The sequence below is a fragment of the Tepidibacter aestuarii genome, from assembly GCF_934924865.1.
In the GTDB taxonomy this organism is placed as follows: Bacteria; Bacillota; Clostridia; order Peptostreptococcales; family Peptostreptococcaceae; genus Tepidibacter_A; species Tepidibacter_A aestuarii.
Map to the genome: position 1 here is coordinate 874497 of NZ_OW235315.1, position 20040 is coordinate 894536.

A 20040-nucleotide genomic window follows, 5' to 3' on the forward strand; every position below is an offset into this window, starting at 1 on the left:
AATGGATAAAAAGTCAGTAAAGAAGATAATCTTAAAAGTTAGTCATGTTTTTGAGATTGTATTAGCCTTAATAATATTATTTAAGGTATTGTTGGGTGCAGTGGATTTATCTAGAGTTATATGGGCTTCTTATGTAAGTAATGTACTAAATCCTGCTGCTTACTATGAGGTTGAAGCGATACTTGGATATGCTCTTTTATTGGTTATAGGAGTAGAACTTGTTATAATGCTTGCCCTACACACTCCAGAAAGTGTAATAGATGTTTTGCTATATGCTATAGCTAGAAAACTTTTGTTGATACCAAAAGATAAAGGTATGATAGAAGTTTTCATGGGGATATGTACTATAGCTGGATTATTTGCTATTAAAAAATACTTATTTACGGATAAGGATATGAATGAACAAAATAACAGTTAAATTTTAAATTGCATATATATAGTTAATCTATATAGGGTGTAAGGTGGGAAAACAAATTAAGGATATGCAATTTATATTTAATGTGTATATGTGATAAAAAATAGAATGAAGGGAAGATATCAAATGTCAGCAATAAGATATGAACACATAAAAACTTGTAAACAAAGTGGAGCGAGACTTGGGAGAATACACACTCCACACGGTATAATTGAAACTCCAATATTTATGCCGGTTGGAACTCAAGCAACAGTAAAATCTATGACTCCGGAAGAATTAAAGGAAATCAATTCTCAAATTATATTAAGTAACACATACCATCTTTATATGAGACCGGGACATGAACTTGTAAAAGAAGCTGGAGGACTTCATAAATTTATGAACTGGGATAGACCTATACTTACTGACAGTGGTGGATTCCAAGTATTCAGCTTAGGACCACTTAGAAAAATAACAGAAGAAGGTGTAGAATTTAGATCTCACATAGATGGATCTAAGCACTTTTTAAGTCCAGAAAAGGTTATGGAAATAGAAAATGCTTTAGGAGCGGATATAATGATGGCATTTGATGAATGTGCTCCGTACCCTGCAAGTAGAGATTATGTTAAGAACTCTTTAGAAAGAACAACAAGATGGGCTAAAAGATGTAAAGAAGCTCATAAGAATACAGAAAACCAAGCATTATTTGGGATAGTTCAAGGTGGTATGTACAAGGATTTAAGAGAACAGTCAGCTAAAGAAATAATGGAAATTGATTTTCCTGGATATGCCGTAGGAGGACTAAGTGTTGGAGAGCCTAAAGAATTAATGTATGAAGTATTAGAATATACAACACCTCTTTTACCAGAGGATAAACCTAGATATTTAATGGGAGTTGGAAGCCCAGATGCATTAATAGAAGGAGCTATAAGAGGTATAGATATGTTTGATTGTGTACTTCCTACTAGAATAGCTAGAAATGGTACAGCTATGACTAGCCAAGGAAAAGTTGTGGTTAGAAATGCAAAATATGCTAAAGACTTTACTCCACTTGATCCTGAATGTGATTGCTATGCTTGTAAAAACTATACAAGAGCTTATATAAGACATCTTGTTAAAGCAAATGAAATACTAGCTTCAAGACTTATAACTACTCACAACTTACATTTCTTACTTAAATTAATGGAAAATGTAAGACAGGCTATAAGAGAAGATAGATTACTAGACTATAGACAAGAATTTTTCACTAAATACGGATACGAGTTATAAAAAAGGAATTCAAATAGCTTATATCGAATTTAAATATATATACAAAAAAAGGAGGAGTTAAGGTGCCAGCAAATTTAATAAACATAGTAATGCCTATTTCTTTTATAGTAATTTTTTATTTCTTACTTATAAGACCTCAGCAAAAAAAAGATAAGCAATTAAAAGAAATGAGGGGAAGTCTTAAAGTTGGAGACGAAGTCGTTACAATAGGAGGACTTGTTGGAAAGGTATTTAGTGTATCAGAAGAAATGGTTACAGTTGAAGTTGGAGGAGACAGAACTAAACTTCACGTTGAAAAATGGGCTATAGGAAAAGTTAAAAATAAGTAATTTAAAGACCTTCTTGCGAATATAATTTTATAAAAAGCAAGGAGGTGTTTTTTTTGAAGAAAGCTACATATTTTTTAAAAGCTTTAGGTTACTCATATTTAGTAACCATTATACTTGTTCTTATTTATAACTTGGTTTTAACCTATACTTCCGTGTCGGCTTCTACAATACCGCTTATGACATCTATTATAGTAACTTTAAGTATTGCATGTGCAGGTTTTTATATTGGATATAAGAACGGATACAATGGATTTTTATACGGTATATTAGCTGGGGCATTATATGTATTACTCATGATAATTATGTATTTCTTAGCCAAGGAAAACTTTAAATTTGAAATGAATATGTTATATAAAATGCTTCTTAATATATTATCTGGAGGAATAGGTGGAATTATAGGCGTAAATATGAAAAAAGATTGATTTATGGCAGAATTATGATATAATCAATAAGGAATCTTTTTAATAGGAGGGAATACTTATGAAGCACGTAAAAACACTATCAAAAGCAACTTTAAAGAAAAGTGCTGAAAAAGGTGGATGTGGAGAATGTCAAACTTCATGCCAATCAGCTTGTAAAACTTCTTGTACAGTAGCGAATCAAGAATGTGAAAGATAATTATACATATTTTAGCAGCATAACTTCTTTTGAAGGTATGCTGCTTTTTCCTTTTTAGTCTATAAGAAAATTATATGATTTTTTCATAGATAATATTGATTAAACAGATGAATTAACAACTATTTTGAGCAAGACTTATTACGAATATAAGTCAATGGTAGCATTAGACGAATTTTTTAATAATCAGTGTTTTGGATGATGTTGATTAATTATTAAAAGTTTGGTAATATGAAAGATAGGCATTTTACTTAGGAGGTTCATATAGATGGGTATGATACATAAATTTTCGTTAAATGGAGTTAATATAGGTTTAGATGTAAATAGTGGCGCAGTTCACGTTTTAGACAATGAAGCATATGATGTTTTGGATTATTATAAGGACAAGAATATAGATGAGATAGTTGATATTCTAAAGGACAAGTATTCAAAAGAAAAGATAGTTGAAGCATACAATGAAATAAAAACTTTGGAGCAAGAAGGACTTTTATATTCAAATGATGAATATGAATATCATCCGAGTTTTGTAAATAGAAAGCCTGTTGTTAAAGCTTTATGTTTACACATGGCTCATGATTGTAATCTAAAATGTAAATATTGCTTTGCATCTCAAGGCGACTTTGGTGGAGAAAGAAAGCTTATGAGCTATGAAGTAGGTAAAAAATCATTAGACTACTTACTTGAGAACTCAGGAAATAGAAAAAATTTAGAAGTAGACTTCTTTGGTGGAGAACCTTTAATGAACTGGGAAGTAGTAAAAAAACTTGTTGAGTATGGAAATGAAAAAGCTAAAGAAAAAGGCAAGTTATTTAGATTTACTATTACTACTAATGGTGTTTTATTAGATGATGAAAAAATTGAATATATTAACGAGCATATGCACAATGTAGTATTAAGCCTTGATGGAAGAAAAGAAATAAACGATGAAATGAGACCTACTTTAAACAATAAAGGTAGCTATGACCTTATAGTTCCTAAGTTTAAAAAATTAGTAGATAGTAGAGATAAGAGTAAATACTACTATGTAAGGGGAACATTTACTAGAGATAACTTAGATTTCTCAAAAGATGTACTTCATTTTGCAGATTCAGGGTTTGATTTGACATCTGTTGAACCAGTTGTAGATAGTGATGATAACCCATATGCATTAAAAGAAGAAGATATGCCTAAAATATTTGAAGAATATGAAAAATTGGCAGTAGAATATGCAGATAGAAAAATAAAAGGTGACAATTTTACATTTTTCCACTATATGATAGATTTAGATCAAGGTCCTTGTGTTATTAAAAGGCTTACTGGATGTGGTGCAGGATGTGAATACATGGCTGTAACACCAGAAGGAGATTTATATCCTTGTCATCAATTTGTTGGAAATGAAGACTTTAAACTAGGTAATATACTAGATGAAAATTTAAGCATACCTAGGGATATACAGCTTGAATTCCAGAATGCACATGTATATGCTAAAGAAGAATGTAGAAACTGTTGGGCTAAATTCTACTGTTCAGGTGGATGTCATGCTAATGCATATAACTTTAATAATGACATATTAAAGCCTTATGAATTAGGGTGTAAGATGCAAAGAAAGCGTACAGAATGTGCGATTATGATTAAAGCTAAAATTATGTTGGAGGGAAGCAAAGATGATTAAGGAGTATGATGGGAAAAAACCTGAAATTCCTCATAGTTGTTTCATAGCTGAAAGTGCAGATGTTATAGGAAAAGTAAAAATGGGAAAGAATACAAATGTGTGGTATAACTGTGTATTAAGAGGCGATGAAAATGAGATAATGATAGGTGAAAACACAAATATACAGGATGGCACTGTAGTGCACATAAGTAAAGAAAACAGAACAGAAATAGGAAACTATGTTACAATTGGACATAAAGCAACTATACATGCTTGTAAAATAGGTAATTATAGTTTGATGGGTATGGGGGCTATAATATTAGATGGAGCTGAAATAGGAGATTATACATTAATTGGAGCAGGAAGTTTAGTTCCTCCTAATAAAAAAATTCCATCAGGTGTACTTGCGTATGGAAACCCTATTAAGGTTATAAGGGAATTGACTCAAGAAGAAAGAAATTCCTTAGAAAAATCTGCAATAGACTATGTAGAATATGCTAAAAAGCACAAATAGGTTTGGGGGTACATTTATGAAACTTAAAAATTTATCAAAATTCATTAGTTTGTTTATTATTATTGTATTTTTTGCTTATGCGGCAATAAGTGGAGTGAACATAGGTAAATTTAATATTGATCCTATGCAAGATTCAATAAAACAAGGATTGGATTTACAGGGTGGAGTGTTCGTGGTTTACGAAGCTCAAACTGATGCAACAGGAGAAGAACTTAATAAAATTCTAGATCAAACTATAGAGGTATTTAGAAAACGTATAGATGGAATGGGAGTTTCTGAACCTGTTATAGTTAAAGAAGGAGAAAAAAGGATAAGAATAGAGCTTCCAGGTGTTAAAAATGCCAAAGATGCAATGGATGCTATAGGAAAAACAGCGCAACTTAAATTTATGAAAGAAGATGGAACCGTAGTTGTAACTGGTAAAGAAGTTAAAACTTCAGAGGTTAAATTTGATTCAAAAACTAATGAACCTATAGTTTCGTTAGAGTTCAATAGCGAAGGAGCTAAGAAGTTTGCAGATGCAACTAGAGAACTTGCACCTACAAACTCTCCGATAGTTATAGTTCTTGATGAAGAAATTATATCAGCTCCAAGGGTTAGCGTAGAAATTCCAGATGGACAGGCTGTAATAAATGGTAACTTTACTGTTGAAAGTGCTGCAGAACTTTCTAACTTGATAAGAGCCGGAGCACTTCCTGTAGAATTTAAAGAAGTTCAAACATCTACTGTTACTGCAAGTCTTGGAGAAGATGCGCTTAACAAGAGTGTAAAAGGAGCTGCTATAGGGATACTTTTAGTAATGCTTTATATGTTATTTTACTATAGACTTCCAGGGTTAATTGCTGATATAGCTCTTACAGCATATATTCTTATAATTATGTATATATACGCACAAATGCAAGTAACACTTACTCTTCCGGGAATAGCTGCACTTATATTATCGGTAGGTATGGCAGTTGATGCGAATGTAATAATATTTGAGAGAATAAAAGAAGAACTTAGAAATGGAAAATCGCTTAGAGCATCTATTGATTCGGGATTTTCAAAGGCACTTGGAACTATAATGGATTCAAATATAACTACATTTATAGCAGGTGTTGTCTTATTTAAATTTGGGACGGGCCCTATAAGAGGATTTGCTCTTACTTTAATAATAGGTATAATAGCATCTTTCTTTACAGCTATAGTTATTACAAAAACATTAATGAAATCATTAGTCCATGCTAATATAATAAAAAACAAAAAGTTTTTTGGAGCTTAGGGGGGAATAATATGAAGATAATAGAAAAAACGAAGTTATGGTTTGGATTATCCCTTGCTATTATGGCTATAGGACTTGTAATAATACTTACAACTGGACTTAACTTTGGAATAGATTTTACAGGTGGAACATTAATGGAGATAAATCTTCATAAAGTTGTTTCAACAGAGGAAATAAGAACTGTAACAGATGAATATGACAAAGATATGACTATAAACTTTGTAGGAGAAAAAAAAGAGACTATTCAGATAAAGACAAAAAAAGATTTTGATTCAGATAAGAGACAAGAGGTATTTAATAAATTTAAAGAAACATATAATTTAGAGGAAACTCAACCTGAAAAGGCAGAGCAATTTGGAGCTACAGTAGGTAAGGAAATAAGAAATAATGCGATTATATCAACTCTAATAGCTGCTGTTGGTATGCTTATATATGTAAGTTTTAGATTCGAATTTTCATATGGGATAGCATCTATAATAGCGCTTGTGCACGATGTTATAATATTAATATGTGCGTATGCTGTATTTAGAGTCCCTGTTAACAGCCCGTTCGTTGCAGCAGTTCTTACTGTTGTTGGATACTCTATAAATGATACAATAGTTGTATTTGATAGAATAAGAGAAAATATGAAGCATGCTAAGAAAAACGATTATGCAAGTATTGCAAATCAAAGTATATCTCAGACTATATCAAGATCTATTAATACATCTCTTACTACATTAGTAGCTATAATATCGCTTTATGTAATAGGAGTTGAGGCTATTAAAGATTTTACACTTCCTTTGATAGTTGGAATGGCTGCTGGAACATATTCATCTATATTCATAGCCAGCCCAGCATGGGTGTTGATTAAGCAAAAGACTAAATTTTAGTATAAGATATTGACATTGAGCCTCGTATTATTTTCAAAATAATATGGGGCTTTTTATTCTTTAGGTAAATAAGAAATAGATTTTAGATGTAGGGCCTACACTTTGAGTGGGTTTAAGGAAAAATATTTTTAAAGATTTTTTTAATGAGAGGTGCTCTTATGATTAAAACAGGCTATAGAAACTTGAAAAGATCTAGCAATATAGTACAAATATTATTGAAGTATGGTTTTAGTTTTGTTGTGGAAAAATTGAAAATAGATGGAATAGCATATAAAATGCCACTAACGCCTAATAAAGAAATACAGAATATGAGTACCGGAGAAAGAGTAAGAAGAGCTATTGAAGAGCTTGGACCCACATTCGTAAAGCTAGGTCAAATAATGAGTACTAGAACTGACATGCTAGACCCAGAGATAATAGAAGAATTATCAAAGCTTCAAAACAACGTCAAAAGTTTTGATATAAAAGAAGCTAGAGACACTTTTGTAAGTGAAATGGGTCTTGAAATTGAAGAAGTTTTTAATGATTTTAATGAAACTCCTATAGGTGCAGCTTCTATAGGGCAGGCTTATGTAGCTAAGCTAAAGGATGGTAAGGATGTAATAGTTAAAATACAAAGACCTAATATAGAAAATATTATAAAATCTGATTTAGAGATGCTTCATCTTATTGGAAAAGTAATAGAAGAATACTATAAGGAAACCGTAGTTGATTTTAGTGAAGCAATAGAAGAATTTTCTGTTACTATAATGAGAGAGCTTGACTATACATTTGAGGCTAGGAACTGTGAAAAGTTTAGAGAAATATTTAAGGATGATAGTCATGTATATATTCCTAAAATATACTGGAATATATCATCTAAAAAAGTTCTTGTAATGGAAAAAATAAATGGAATAAGCGTAAGTGATATAAATTCTATAAAGAGCATGGGATGGGATACTACGGAAATTGCTAATGTAGGAGCTATGTCATTTATGAAGCAGGTATTTTTTTATGGATTTTTTCATGCAGATCCACATCCCGGCAATATATTCGCAATAGACAAGGGCAAAATAGCTTTTATAGACTTTGGAATAGTTGGATTAATAGATAATATAACATTGAATTTTATAACAGATATATTCTTTGCAAGCATAAACAAAGACGTAGATAAAATAATAGATTCGTTAATAGAACTGGACGCTATAAGCGAGAGTACAAATGTACGAAAATTAAGAGAAGAAATAAGCTTTTTTATACACTATTATTACGATATGCCTATTAAGATGATAAATATAACGGAAATATTGAACGAGTTTATGAGATTTAGCAGAAAAAATAAAGTAAAGCTGCCTTCTCAATTTTCACTTTTGGCAAGAGCTATAATAACTCTTGAAGGTACGGCTAAAAAATTAAATCCTGATTTTGCGTTATCTACAATAGTAAAGGACTTTATAAAAGAGTTTTATTTAAACAAGTTTAAGCCGGATAAAGTTCTATTAAAATCGAAATCTTATGTAGAACAAGCACTTACTGATTTTAAAGTCATACCAAGGCAGATAAAGCTTCTTTTGAGACACCTAGAAAAAAATGAAGTTAAATTTACTATAGATGAAATAAAATTTACAAATCTAGAAAAAGAAATAAACAATATGACCAATAAACTAGCTGTGAGTCTTATATTATCGTCTACAATAGTAGGATCATCTATGATTATAACTACAAAGACAGGACCTAGCATAAAAGGGTTTGCTCTTTTGGGTATAATTGGATTTTTAATAGCAACTGTAATGGGGTTGTATTTGACAATATCTATATTAATGTCAAGTAAAAATAAACGATAGATATATTTCCACGGCAATAGATTATTAATTATATAGTTGGGTAAAATATTTAAAACTAAATTATATAGTAAATTTAATAATAGTATTTGTAATAAAACGGAAGCATTGACGAATTTTTTTATAATGAATAGTAAATTATAATACTTTGAATCGCTATAAATATAATTTAAGTTATGAGTTTTAAAAAAAGTCTGCATTTAGAATGTTTAGAATAAAGACTTTTTTATTGATAAAATTGATTTTACAATATATAATATAATTGTTATTTGTGACTTTTTATATCAAGATTTGAATTAAATTTCATTATTATACAGATATAAGTCGCAAAATTAAACTCGATTGTATGGAATATTATAATTTTAATTATAGAGTAGACATAATTATATTGAGTATAAGAGATAGTTTTAGGGAGGAATAAATAATGAATTTACAGGAAACAATAAGAAATATAAAGAATTTTCCAAAAGAAGGAATAGACTTTAAGGATATAACTACATTATTAAAAGATGGAAAAGCTTTCAAATGTGCTGTAGATCAGATAATAGAAGATTTAAAAGATAAAGATGTAGATGTAATAGTAGGACCTGAGGCAAGAGGGTTTTTAATGGGAACACCTGTTGCTTATGGGCTTGGAATAGGTTTTGTACCAGTTAGAAAACCTGGAAAGTTACCTGCTGAGACTGAAAAGTTTGAATATGATTTAGAGTATGGAACTGATGTCCTTGAGATACATAAAGATGCTATAAAGCCGGGACAAAGAGTGGCTATAGTGGACGACCTTCTTGCAACTGGAGGAACTATGGGTGCTGCTGCAAAGCTTATTGAAAAATTAGGTGGAGAAGTAGTTGCTATGGAATTCTTAATAGAATTAGAGTTTTTAAATGGCAGAAAGAAAATAGACAATTATCATATTAACTCTTTAATAACATATTAATAAATCAAATAGTTGGTAGTGCTACCAACTATTTTCATATATAAAGTGAAACTAAATACATAAAGTGAAAATAGGGTGATCTTATGTTAGAAAATTTATTACTAAAAATACAACAGTATAGCCCGAGTAGCGATTTAGATTTAATAATAAAGGCTTATAATTTTGCAGAAAGTGCTCATGAGGGTCAGTATAGAAAATCTGGTGAAAAATATTTTATACATCCTGTAGAAGTTGCTTATATATTAGCTGACTTGGAGATGGACATATATACAATAGCAGCAGGTCTTATGCATGATGTAGTCGAGGATACTCATTATACTTATGATGATATTGCAAAAAGATTTGGAAGAGAAATAGCTGATCTTGTAGAGGGTGTAACTAAGCTTGGACAAATAGAATATAAATCAAAAGAAGAAACTCAAGCTGAAAATCTTAGAAAAATGTTTATGGCTATGGCAAAGGATATAAGAGTTATACTTATAAAACTTGCTGATAGACTTCATAATATGAGAACTCTTAAGTTTATGACTCCTGAAAAAGCTAAGGAAAAAGCAAAAGAAACTGTCGAAATATACTCTCCTATTGCACATAGATTAGGAATATCTAAGATAAAATGGGAACTTGAAGATATAGGGCTTAGATATCTTGATACTCCGGGATATTACGAGCTCGTTGAAAAAGTCGCAAAAAAGAGAAAAGAAAGAGAAGCTTATATAACTAAAGTTATAGATATGCTAGAGGATAGATTTGAAAAATCAAATATAAAATGTGATATATACGGTAGACCTAAACATTTTTATAGTATATATAGAAAGATGCATTATCAAAACAAGAGCTTTGAAGAAATATACGATTTGATGGCTGTAAGAGCGCTTGTTGAAAATGTAAAGGATTGTTACGCAGTGCTTGGAATAGTTCATACTATATGGAAACCTATGCCTGGTAGATTCAAGGACTATATAGCTATGCCAAAGCCTAATATGTATCAATCGCTTCATACAACAGTTGTAGGGCCTGATGGAGAACCTCTTGAGATTCAAATAAGAACTCGAGAGATGCACAAAATAGCCGAATACGGTATTGCAGCTCATTGGAAATATAAGCAAGGAGATACAAATAATCAAGGAAATACAAGTAATCAAGAAGATAATATGGACATAAAGCTTTCATGGCTTAGACAGATGATGGAATGGCAAAAGGATCTAAATGATCCTAAAGAGTTTATGGAAGCCCTTAAAATAGATTTATTCACAAACCAGGTATTCGTATTTACGCCAAAAGGAGATGTTATAGAACTTCCGGCAGGATCTACTCCTATAGATTTTGCATATAGAGTTCATACTGGTGTTGGTAATAGGTGTATTGGAGCAAAGATAGATGGAAGAATAGTTCCACTTGATTATAAACTAAAAAATGGAAATATAGTAGAAATTATAAGATCAGCTCACAGTAATGGTCCTAGTAGAGATTGGATTAATATAGTTAAGACTTCTCATGCTAAAAACAGGATAAGACAGTGGTTTAAAAAAGAAAGAAGAGAAGAAAATATCCAAAGAGGAAGGGAATTACTTGAAAAAGAAGTTAAAAGACAAGGATATGTTTTAAGTGAATTCTTGAGAACTAAGAATATAAATGCAATATCTAAGAAATTTAATCAACCAACTGATGATGATTTATATGCAACTATTGGATATGGTGGTCTTATAGTTTCACAAGTTATGTCAAAATTGAGAGATTTGTATGAAAAAGATAATCAAAAACAAATTATAGATACTAAGATTGAAGAAACTATAAACGAAAAAGAATATAAAAGCAAAAGGAAGACAAGTAGCCAAGGTGTTGTTGTAAAAGATGTTGATAATATATTAGTTAGAATAGCTAAATGCTGTAATCCTCTTCCAGGAGATGATATAATTGGCTATATAACTAAAGGGAGAGGTGTTTCTATTCATAGAAAGGACTGTCCTAATATCAATACAAATAACACTGAGTCAGTTAGTAGATCGATTGAAGTTGAATGGGATTTAAATAAAAAAGTAAGATTTGAAGCTGAAATACAGGTTAAGTCACATGATAGAAGGGGAATCATTACTGAAATAACGCATGTGTTTACGGTAGATAAGATATCTTTGAATGGAATAAATGCTAGAACTAATAAAGATAAACTTGTTAATATGAGTTTATTGCTTGAAATTGATAGTATAAAAGAACTTAATAATTTAATGAAAAAAGTCAAAAATATACCTGGCGTTATAGATGTATATAGGGTTATAAATTAAAGGGGGCTGTTATTATGAGAGCTGTTGTTCAAAGAGTTTCCAACTCAAGTGTTACAGTTGACCAAAATGTAGTTGGAAAGATAGATAAAGGGATTATGGTTTTATTAGGAATAAATGATGATGATAATTCAAAAGATGTAGAATATTTAGTTGATAAGATTGTTAATTTAAGAATATTTGAAGATGAAAATGAAAAAATGAATTTATCTTTATTAGATATAAAAGGAGAACTTTTAGTTGTATCTCAATTTACTCTTTATGGTGATTGTAGAAAAGGGAGAAGACCTAACTTTACAGATGCTGCAAAACCTGATAAGGCTGTGCCTTTATATGAAGAATTTATAGATAAAGCTAAAAAATATGGAATAAAAGTGGAAACAGGTAAGTTTGGGGCTCATATGAAGGTTGATATTATGAATGATGGCCCTGTAACTCTTTTAATAGATTCAAAGAAGAACTTCTAAGGGGGTATTTTTTATGTTTTTAGAGAAAGTAGTGGCTGGGGTATACGGTGTAAACTGTTATATACTAGGTGATGTTGAAACTAAAAAATGTGCAGTAATAGATCCAGGCGGAGCCTGTGATGAAATATTAGATATTATAAAAAATAATCAATTGAATTTAGATTATATAATACTCACTCATGGTCATGCTGACCATATAGGAGCTGTTAAGGAATTAAAAGAAAAAACAGGTGCTAATATATTAGCGCATAGAGAAGAAGAAATAGTATTAACTAATAGTCAAAATAACTTAACATATATGATGGGCGGAAGCATAGAAATTGAGGCTAATAAATATTTAACTGATGGACAAACTATAGAATTAGGAAATCTGAAGCTTCAAATAATCCATACTCCAGGGCATACTCCGGGAGGTATGTGCATAAAGGTAAATGACTTACTGTTTACAGGAGATACATTATTCAGATCATCTATAGGAAGAACGGACCTGTTTGGTGGAGACTATGATAAAATAATAGAATCTGTAAATAGATTATCTGAATTAGATGAGAACTTAAAAGTACTTCCAGGGCATGGACCTGCTAGTACTATAGAGATAGAGAAACTGAATAATCCATATATTAAGAGTTAAGAGAAAGGTTAAGGCGAGAAATTAATGCTTAATGTATTTTTAAAGAATCACGACTATAAGTATGAAGTTAGCGAATTGTTGAAATTGTTTACATCTCAATTCAAATTTATAGAAGATGAAGAAATAAAAAACAATATACTAGTTAATGAGGTAGATGTAAAAGACAATTTGATAATATCTAAAACTTATTTTTATCAAAACAATAAACTTGCCCTGCATTATGAAGAAGAAGGTCTGATAGATAAGTTAGACTATGATGATAAAACAATACGAAAAGAAAGTAAAATCATAATAAAAAGAAGTATATTCAAGGTTATGAGCAAGATATATAAATCATTCGTTCCATGGGGAATTTTAACAGGTATTAGACCTACTAAAATAGTACACGAGCTTATGGATGAGAATAAATCTAAAAAAGATATAGAGGATATACTAAAAAAGAAATATCAAATGGATAAAAGTAAGGTAGATCTTGCATACAATATAGCGTGTGTTGAAAGAAAGTTTGTATATCCTATAGATGAGAGTAAAATAGCCTTGTATATAAGTATACCGTTTTGTCCAACAAGATGTGTGTACTGCTCTTTTCCTTCAAATACCTTAAAGCAATGGGGTCATCTTAAGAAAGAATACTTGAATTGCCTTATAAAAGAGATAAAAGGAGTATCTGATCTAGTTAAAAAGACTAATAAAGAAATCGAGACTGTATATATAGGTGGAGGAACACCTACTACTCTTGAAGCAGACGAACTTTCTTTACTGATAGATTCTTTATATGAAAATTTTGATCTTTCTAAAATGAAGGAATTTACGGTTGAAGCTGGAAGAGTAGATACTATAACAAAAGAAAAACTAAAAGTACTTAAAGAAAAGTCGGTTTCAAGAATAAGTATTAATCCTCAGACTATGAATAATGAAACTTTAAAAGAAATAGGAAGAACTCATAATGTAGAAGATATCAAAAATTGTTTTAATATAGCTAGAGAACTGGGGTTTGATAATATAAATATGGATATTATTTTAGGACTTCCAAAAGAAACTCCTAAAATGGTTGAAAATACTTTAAAGGAAATATCAAAATTAGACCCTGAAAGCTTGACTGTACATACTATGGCAATAAAAAGAGCTTCAACACTTAATGAAAATATAGATGATTACGAATTTAGCCATTATATGGATATGGTCAAGATGATAGACATATCTATGGAATATGCTTATAAAATGAATCTTATACCGTATTACATGTACAGACAAAAACATATGCTTGGAAATCTTGAAAATATAGGATATGCTAAGAAGGGATTTGAATGTATATACAACATCCAAATAATGGAAGAAAAACAGACTATATACGCTCTAGGAGCAGGAGCTAATTCTAAGGTAGTATATATAGATGAAAATAGAATTGAGCGAGTTGCTAATGTCAAAAATATAGAGCACTATATAAATAGAGTGGATGAAATGATTAAGAGAAAAGAAGAGGAGGTTTTAAAAGATGCCGATTAAAGCACCGAGAGGAACTAAAGATATATTACCTAAGGACTCTTATAAATGGACTTATGTAGAAAATTTATTTAGAGAGGTATGTTCTTTGTTTGGATATAATGAAATAAGAACCCCTGTATTTGAAAGTACAGATCTTTTCAAACGAGGAGTTGGAGAGACTACTGATATAGTTCAAAAGGAAATGTATTCATTCCAAGATAATGGAGGAAGAGACATAACTTTAAAACCAGAAGGAACAGCTGGCGCTGTTAGAGCTTTCATTGAAAATAAGCTTTATGCAGACGCACAACCTTCGAAGTTATTTTATATAACTCCATGTTTTAGATACGAAAGACCACAAGCTGGAAGAATGAGACAGTTCCATCAATTTGGAATTGAAGCATTTGGAAGTGAATCAGCTTCTATAGATGCTGAAGTTATGGCTCTTGCTATAGAGTTTTTCAAAAGAGTAGGACTTGAAAAATTAGAACTTAGAATAAACTCTGTTGGTTGTCCTAAGTGTAGAAATGAATATAATACTAAATTAAGAGCTTATCTTAAGGAAAAGATTGATACATTATGTAATACTTGTCAAACTAGATACGAAAAGAATCCTCTTAGAATACTTGATTGTAAGAATGAAGATTGCCAAAACGAAATAAAAGATGCGCCTTTAATGATAGATAATATATGTGATGATTGTAAAGATCATTTTGAAAAGGTAAAGGTGTATTTAGATAGCATGGGTATAAACTATGTTGTAGATCCTAAGATAGTTAGAGGACTTGACTATTATACTAAAACTGCTTTTGAAATAATTTCACAAGATATAGGAGCTCAAAGCACTGTATGTGGTGGAGGAAGATATGACGGACTTGTTGAACAGTTAGAGGGTCCAAAAACTCCAGGTATAGGATTTGGTATGGGTATAGAAAGGCTTCTATTAACTCTTGAAAACAACAATATAGAAATACCTAAAGAAGAGGGTATAGATATATTTGTAGTTACAATTGGAGAAAAAGCTGAGGTAGAAAGTTTTAAAATTATAAAGTCTTTAAGAGCAAACAATATATCTTGTGATAAAGATCATGTAGGTAAGAGTGTAAAGGCACAGTTTAAATATTCTGATAAAATTAATGCTAAATACACTATAGTACTTGGTGATGATGAAATAGAAAAAGATTTAGCAACACTTAAAAACATGCAAACATCAGAACAAACAGAGATAAAATTAAGCGAAATAACAGATGTACTAAAAAACATGATTTAAGGGAGGATTACATATGGAAAGCTTAGGCGGATTAAAAAGAACACATTATTGTGGTGACTTAAGAGAGTCTAATATAGGTGAAGAAGTAGTATTAATGGGATGGGTACAAAAGAAAAGAAATTTAGGTGGATTAGTATTCGTAGATTTAAGAGATATAAGAGGAATATGTCAGATAGTATTTGATACTGATGTATCTAAAGAAGCTTTTGAAAAAGCTGAAAAATTAGGATCTGAATACGTTATAGCTATAAAAGGAAAGGTTCTTGAGAGACAATCAAAGAATCCTAATATGCCAACAGGAGATATAGAAATATTTGCAGATCAAATAAGAATCTTAAATAAGTCAGAAACTCCTCCTATCTACATAAAGGATGACGATGAGGTTTCTGAAAATTTAAGACTTAAATACAGATACTTAGATTTAAGAAAGCCGTCTATGCAAAAAAACTTAATTTTAAGACATAAGGTATCTAATATAGTAAGAAATTATTTATCTGATAATAATTTCTTAGAAATTGAGACTCCATTTTTAAATAAACCAACACCAGAAGGAGCTAGAGATTACTTAGTTCCAAGTAGAGTAAATGAAGGAAAGTTCTATGCATTACCTCAATCTCCTCAATTATTTAAGCAACTTTTAATGGTATCTAGTATGGATAGATATTTCCAAATAGTAAAGTGCTTTAGAGATGAAGATCTAAGAGCAGATAGACAACCGGAATTTACTCAAATAGACTGTGAAATGTCTTTTGTTGAGATAGATGACGTAATAGATATAATGGAAAAAATGCTTCAAAAAATATTTAAGGAAATATCGAATGTTGATATACAGCTTCCATTCCCTAGAATGTCGTACAAGGAATCTATGGAAAAATATGGATGCGATAAGCCGGATGTAAGATTTGGATTTGAACTTAAAAACATATCTGATATAGTTAAGGATAGTGGATTTAAAGTATTTAGTTCTACTGTAGAAAATGGGGGAAGTGTTAGAGGTATAAATGTTAAGGGTTATGCTGATAAGTTTACTAGAAAGAATATAACTTCTCTTGAAGATTATGTTAAAACTTATGGAGCTAAGGGACTTGCTTGGATGAAGGTAACAAATGAAGGTGTTACATCTCCAATAGCTAAGTTCTTTGATGAAGAAAAAATGAATTCTATACTAGAAACAATGGAAGCTTCTGAAGGAGATTTATTATTATTCGTAGCGGATAAAGACAAAGTTGTATTTGATTCTCTTGGAAACTTAAGAAATGAAGTAGCTAAGAGACTTGAAATACTTGATAAAAATGAATTTAAGCTTTTATGGGTAACTGAATTCCCATTATTTGAGCATGATGAAGAAGAAGATAGATATGTTGCTATGCACCATCCGTTCACATCTCCAATGGATGAAGATTTAGCTAACTTAGACAATGATAAACTAAATGTAAGAGCTAAAGCTTATGATATAGTATTAAATGGATTTGAAATAGGTGGAGGAAGTATAAGAATATCTAATGAAGATATACAAAAGAAGATGTTCGGCGCATTAGGATTTAGCGAAGAAGAAGCTTATGATAAGTTTGGATTCTTACTTGATGCATTCAAATATGGAACACCACCACACGGAGGAATAGCATTTGGTCTTGATAGACTTGTAATGTTACTTGCTGGAGAAGATAATATAAGACAGGTTATAGCATTTCCTAAAACTCAAAATGCATCTTGTCCTATGACTAATGCACCAGCTGTTGCAGAAGATAAGCAATTAGAAGAACTTAATATAAAAGTTGAGTTAGAAGAAAAATAGAGTGGATTAAAAAGTCTGTCAATAAAATTTGTTGGCAGGCTTTTAATATATAAGGAAATTGTACAATTCTCAATCTATAGGTAATATTGACGAGTGAACTGAAGTAGCAACTATTTTAAGCAACAGAGTCGTAAGACTTGTTGGCGCTATGAGCTATGCGGTAGCATAAAGCGAATTTTTATATACAATTTGACATTTTACTACATACACAAGTATAATGAAGATAAATATACTGGTATAAGGTATCTAAAGGAGAGGTTGGATTGAAAGAAATCATAGAAGAATTTGGCATATTTGCAGTTGTATTTTTGGCTATTTTAATAGTTATAAAATTATTTAAAGGTAATATTGATATGCTATCTTATAGCAATATTACTCTTATATTTGTACTGAGTTTCATAAATATAATATTAAGGCATGTGCTTATTATAGCGAAAGATAAGTACGATATGACCCCTAGGAATTTCGACTTTATAAGAAGAATGACTATGATTGGAATAATTGCTGTTTATTTTTATTTTAAACAATAAGGAGTTGTAAAAGAATGAAGGAGATGGCTGAAAAGACTAAAACAGATAAGGATGCTATAATAAAAAGACTTAGAAGAATAGAAGGTCAAGTAAAGGGCATTCAAAAAATGATAAATGAAGATAAATATTGTGTAGATATACTTATACAGATTGCTGCAATACGTTCTGCAATAGATAAGGTAGGAGGTATAGTACTTGAAAATCATGTAAAAGGGTGTGTAAAAAACACAATTGATAATTCTGATGATATTGGGGAAAAAGATAGAGTTATAGATGAGCTTGTGAATACAATGCTTAAATTTATGAAGTAGGTGAGATTGGTGAGACAAACAGGAGTTGTTATTAGTACTAATGAAAATACAGCTATTTTAAACATGCAAAGACATTCAGCTTGTGCAAGCTGTGGTGGATGTGGAATGGGAAAAGAAGAAAGTAAGGAAATGCAAATAGAGGCAGTAAATAGAGTTGGTGCTAAAAAGGGAGATTTTGTTGAAGTAGATGTAAGTACTCCTAATGTATTGAAGGCCGCTGCTATAGCATATGTAATACCTCTGATAGTTTTGTTTGTTGGAATAGTTATATCAAGCAAAGTATTAACAATTATAAACTACAGTTCTAATGTAGAAACTATGAGTGCTATAATAGGAACTCTTTTAATGAGCGTAGCATTTATGATAATAAAGAAAAATGAACCTAAATTTAGAAAGAGTGAAGAGTATACGCCTGTTATAACTAATATAGTTGAGTAGATAATTATATATTAAGAGGTGCAAATGTGAATTATAATTGTGATATTGTGATATTTACAGCTAGGTTTGGAAATGGACATATGTCTGTTACAAATTCTATAAATAGTGCATTGATTAAGAAAAATCCTGATTTAAATATTCAAATTGTAGATTTTTTTGAGCTTGTGTATCCTAATTTTTATGAAATACAGTATAAGGCTTTTGAATTTTCTGTTAAGAATACTCCGAAGCTTTATAAATTGTATTATCAAGCTAATGATAAGTTTAATAAGTTAGAACAGAAGATAGAGCAAAAAGCTGAGGAAAAGGATTTGAGAAATCCATTCAAGCCATTGGTTACTATGCAAAGATTAGATAAATTTCTAAAAGAATTAAACCCTAAGCTGATACTATCTACTTTTCCTACTTGTACAAGGTTTATATCAAGGTATAAGCAAATGATGAGTAAGGATATAACTTTGTGTACATGTCTAACTGATGTAGTAGATAAATACGAGTGGATAGCTCGAAATAATGATATATATTTTGTTCCAACCGATGATATCAAGGATAGCTTGATGTCAAAAGGAATAGATTCAAAGAAACTTATAGTAACAGGAATACCTGTAAGACAAGAATTTTATATGGATTTGGACTGTAGCATTGTAGAAAAAATACTGGATATAGATATAAAACAGGATGATTTTGTTATATTGTTAATGGGTGGCGGAATGGGTGTTTTACCTGAGGATGAAGAATTTTATGAATGGCTTAGTAAGTTTGAACCATTTAAGGTTATAATTGTTACAGGTAATAATAAACAAATATACAATAAGTTAAAAAAGTTTAATAAAAAGATTAATATTAATGTTTTAGGATATTGTAAGTTTATACCTGAGCTTATGAAAAAGTCTAATGTTATAGTAACAAAGCCAGGTGGTATAACTTTATTTGAATCTATAGCGTCAAAGCTTCCTCTTATAGTATTTAATACAGATCTAGGTCAAGAAATAGAAAATGCAAAGTATATAAAAAATAAGGGAATAGGGTATGTTGAAGATTCAAAAGAAGGATTGAAAGAGAGATTAGTTGAGCTTTATATAAATAAAAAGCAGCATAAAAATGTAGTGTATAATATTGAAAAAGCTTCTAAAAATATGAATATAGATATGTTGGTAGATACTTTAATTGAAGAAACAAAAAAATGCTGATTAATA

The 20040-nt window shown here is 30.5% G+C and carries 21 protein-coding genes; all 21 read left to right on the plus strand.

Going from position 1 to position 20040, the window contains the following annotated elements:
- Position 1 precedes the first annotated feature (1 nt).
- The 21 genes from M2214_RS04195 to M2214_RS04295 all read left to right on the plus strand — a co-directional run bounded on the left by M2214_RS04195 (position 2) and on the right by M2214_RS04295 (position 20034).
- Complete coding sequence (locus M2214_RS04195; RefSeq protein ID WP_248483121.1) at positions 2-418, plus strand: hypothetical protein; 417 nt, start codon at positions 2-4, stop codon at positions 416-418.
- A 123-nt stretch (positions 419-541) separates the two neighbouring features.
- Entirely contained in the window at positions 542-1663 is a 1122-nt protein-coding gene (gene tgt / locus M2214_RS04200) for a tRNA guanosine(34) transglycosylase Tgt (RefSeq protein WP_248484755.1), read from the plus strand.
- A 62-nt stretch (positions 1664-1725) separates the two neighbouring features.
- Positions 1726-1992 (plus strand): preprotein translocase subunit YajC, encoded by a 267-nt coding sequence (yajC, locus tag M2214_RS04205; protein WP_256466702.1) that lies wholly within the window; start codon positions 1726-1728, stop codon positions 1990-1992.
- Between the two features lie 53 nt (positions 1993-2045).
- Positions 2046-2414: a TIGR04086 family membrane protein gene (locus M2214_RS04210; protein ID WP_248483124.1), complete on the plus strand. Its 369-nt coding sequence runs from the start codon at positions 2046-2048 to the stop codon at positions 2412-2414.
- A 58-nt stretch (positions 2415-2472) separates the two neighbouring features.
- On the plus strand, positions 2473-2610 hold the full coding sequence (gene scfA, locus M2214_RS04215; RefSeq protein WP_072888016.1) for a six-cysteine ranthipeptide SCIFF: 138 nt from the start codon (positions 2473-2475) through the stop codon (positions 2608-2610).
- Positions 2611-2875: 265 nt separating this feature from the next.
- Complete coding sequence (scfB, locus tag M2214_RS04220) at positions 2876-4258, plus strand: thioether cross-link-forming SCIFF peptide maturase (protein ID WP_248483126.1); 1383 nt, start codon at positions 2876-2878, stop codon at positions 4256-4258.
- Positions 4251-4751, plus strand: coding sequence for a gamma carbonic anhydrase family protein (locus M2214_RS04225; RefSeq protein WP_248483128.1), 501 nt, complete (start codon positions 4251-4253; stop codon positions 4749-4751). The genes scfB and M2214_RS04225 overlap by 8 nt, the downstream gene beginning before the upstream one ends.
- 16 nt (positions 4752-4767) lie before the next feature.
- On the plus strand, positions 4768-6012 hold the full coding sequence (secD, locus tag M2214_RS04230; protein WP_248483130.1) for a protein translocase subunit SecD: 1245 nt from the start codon (positions 4768-4770) through the stop codon (positions 6010-6012).
- A gap of 11 nt (positions 6013-6023) precedes the next feature.
- Entirely contained in the window at positions 6024-6884 is an 861-nt protein-coding gene (gene secF, locus M2214_RS04235) for a protein translocase subunit SecF (protein WP_248483132.1), read from the plus strand.
- A 158-nt stretch (positions 6885-7042) separates the two neighbouring features.
- Positions 7043-8707 (plus strand): ABC1 kinase family protein, encoded by a 1665-nt coding sequence (locus M2214_RS04240; protein ID WP_248483134.1) that lies wholly within the window; start codon positions 7043-7045, stop codon positions 8705-8707.
- A gap of 421 nt (positions 8708-9128) precedes the next feature.
- Positions 9129-9641, plus strand: a complete 513-nt coding sequence (locus tag M2214_RS04245) for an adenine phosphoribosyltransferase (RefSeq protein ID WP_248483136.1) — start codon at positions 9129-9131, stop codon at positions 9639-9641.
- 83 nt (positions 9642-9724) lie between these two features.
- The gene (locus tag M2214_RS04250; protein ID WP_248483138.1) at positions 9725-11920 is read left to right on the plus strand and encodes a RelA/SpoT family protein; all 2196 of its coding nucleotides are present in this window, start codon (positions 9725-9727) and stop codon (positions 11918-11920) included.
- Positions 11921-11934: 14 nt separating this feature from the next.
- Positions 11935-12384, plus strand: coding sequence for a D-aminoacyl-tRNA deacylase (gene dtd, locus M2214_RS04255; RefSeq protein ID WP_248483140.1), 450 nt, complete (start codon positions 11935-11937; stop codon positions 12382-12384).
- Positions 12385-12397: 13 nt separating this feature from the next.
- Positions 12398-13015, plus strand: a complete 618-nt coding sequence (locus tag M2214_RS04260) for an MBL fold metallo-hydrolase (protein WP_248483142.1) — start codon at positions 12398-12400, stop codon at positions 13013-13015.
- A 24-nt stretch (positions 13016-13039) separates the two neighbouring features.
- Entirely contained in the window at positions 13040-14521 is a 1482-nt protein-coding gene (hemZ, locus tag M2214_RS04265; RefSeq protein ID WP_248483144.1) for a coproporphyrinogen dehydrogenase HemZ, read from the plus strand.
- A complete protein-coding gene (gene hisS / locus M2214_RS04270) occupies positions 14511-15770 on the plus strand; it encodes a histidine--tRNA ligase (RefSeq protein WP_248483146.1) in 1260 nt (419 codons plus the stop codon). The genes hemZ and hisS overlap by 11 nt, the downstream gene beginning before the upstream one ends.
- 13 nt (positions 15771-15783) lie before the next feature.
- Positions 15784-17565, plus strand: a complete 1782-nt coding sequence (gene aspS, locus M2214_RS04275) for an aspartate--tRNA ligase (protein ID WP_248483148.1) — start codon at positions 15784-15786, stop codon at positions 17563-17565.
- 263 nt (positions 17566-17828) lie between these two features.
- Positions 17829-18095, plus strand: coding sequence for a hypothetical protein (locus M2214_RS04280; RefSeq protein WP_248483150.1), 267 nt, complete (start codon positions 17829-17831; stop codon positions 18093-18095).
- Between the two features lie 14 nt (positions 18096-18109).
- Complete coding sequence (locus M2214_RS04285; RefSeq protein WP_248483152.1) at positions 18110-18406, plus strand: metal-sensitive transcriptional regulator; 297 nt, start codon at positions 18110-18112, stop codon at positions 18404-18406.
- A 9-nt stretch (positions 18407-18415) separates the two neighbouring features.
- Positions 18416-18844 (plus strand): SoxR reducing system RseC family protein, encoded by a 429-nt coding sequence (locus M2214_RS04290; RefSeq protein ID WP_248483154.1) that lies wholly within the window; start codon positions 18416-18418, stop codon positions 18842-18844.
- A 26-nt stretch (positions 18845-18870) separates the two neighbouring features.
- Complete coding sequence (locus M2214_RS04295) at positions 18871-20034, plus strand: MGDG synthase family glycosyltransferase (RefSeq protein ID WP_248483156.1); 1164 nt, start codon at positions 18871-18873, stop codon at positions 20032-20034.
- Positions 20035-20040 lie beyond the last annotated feature (6 nt).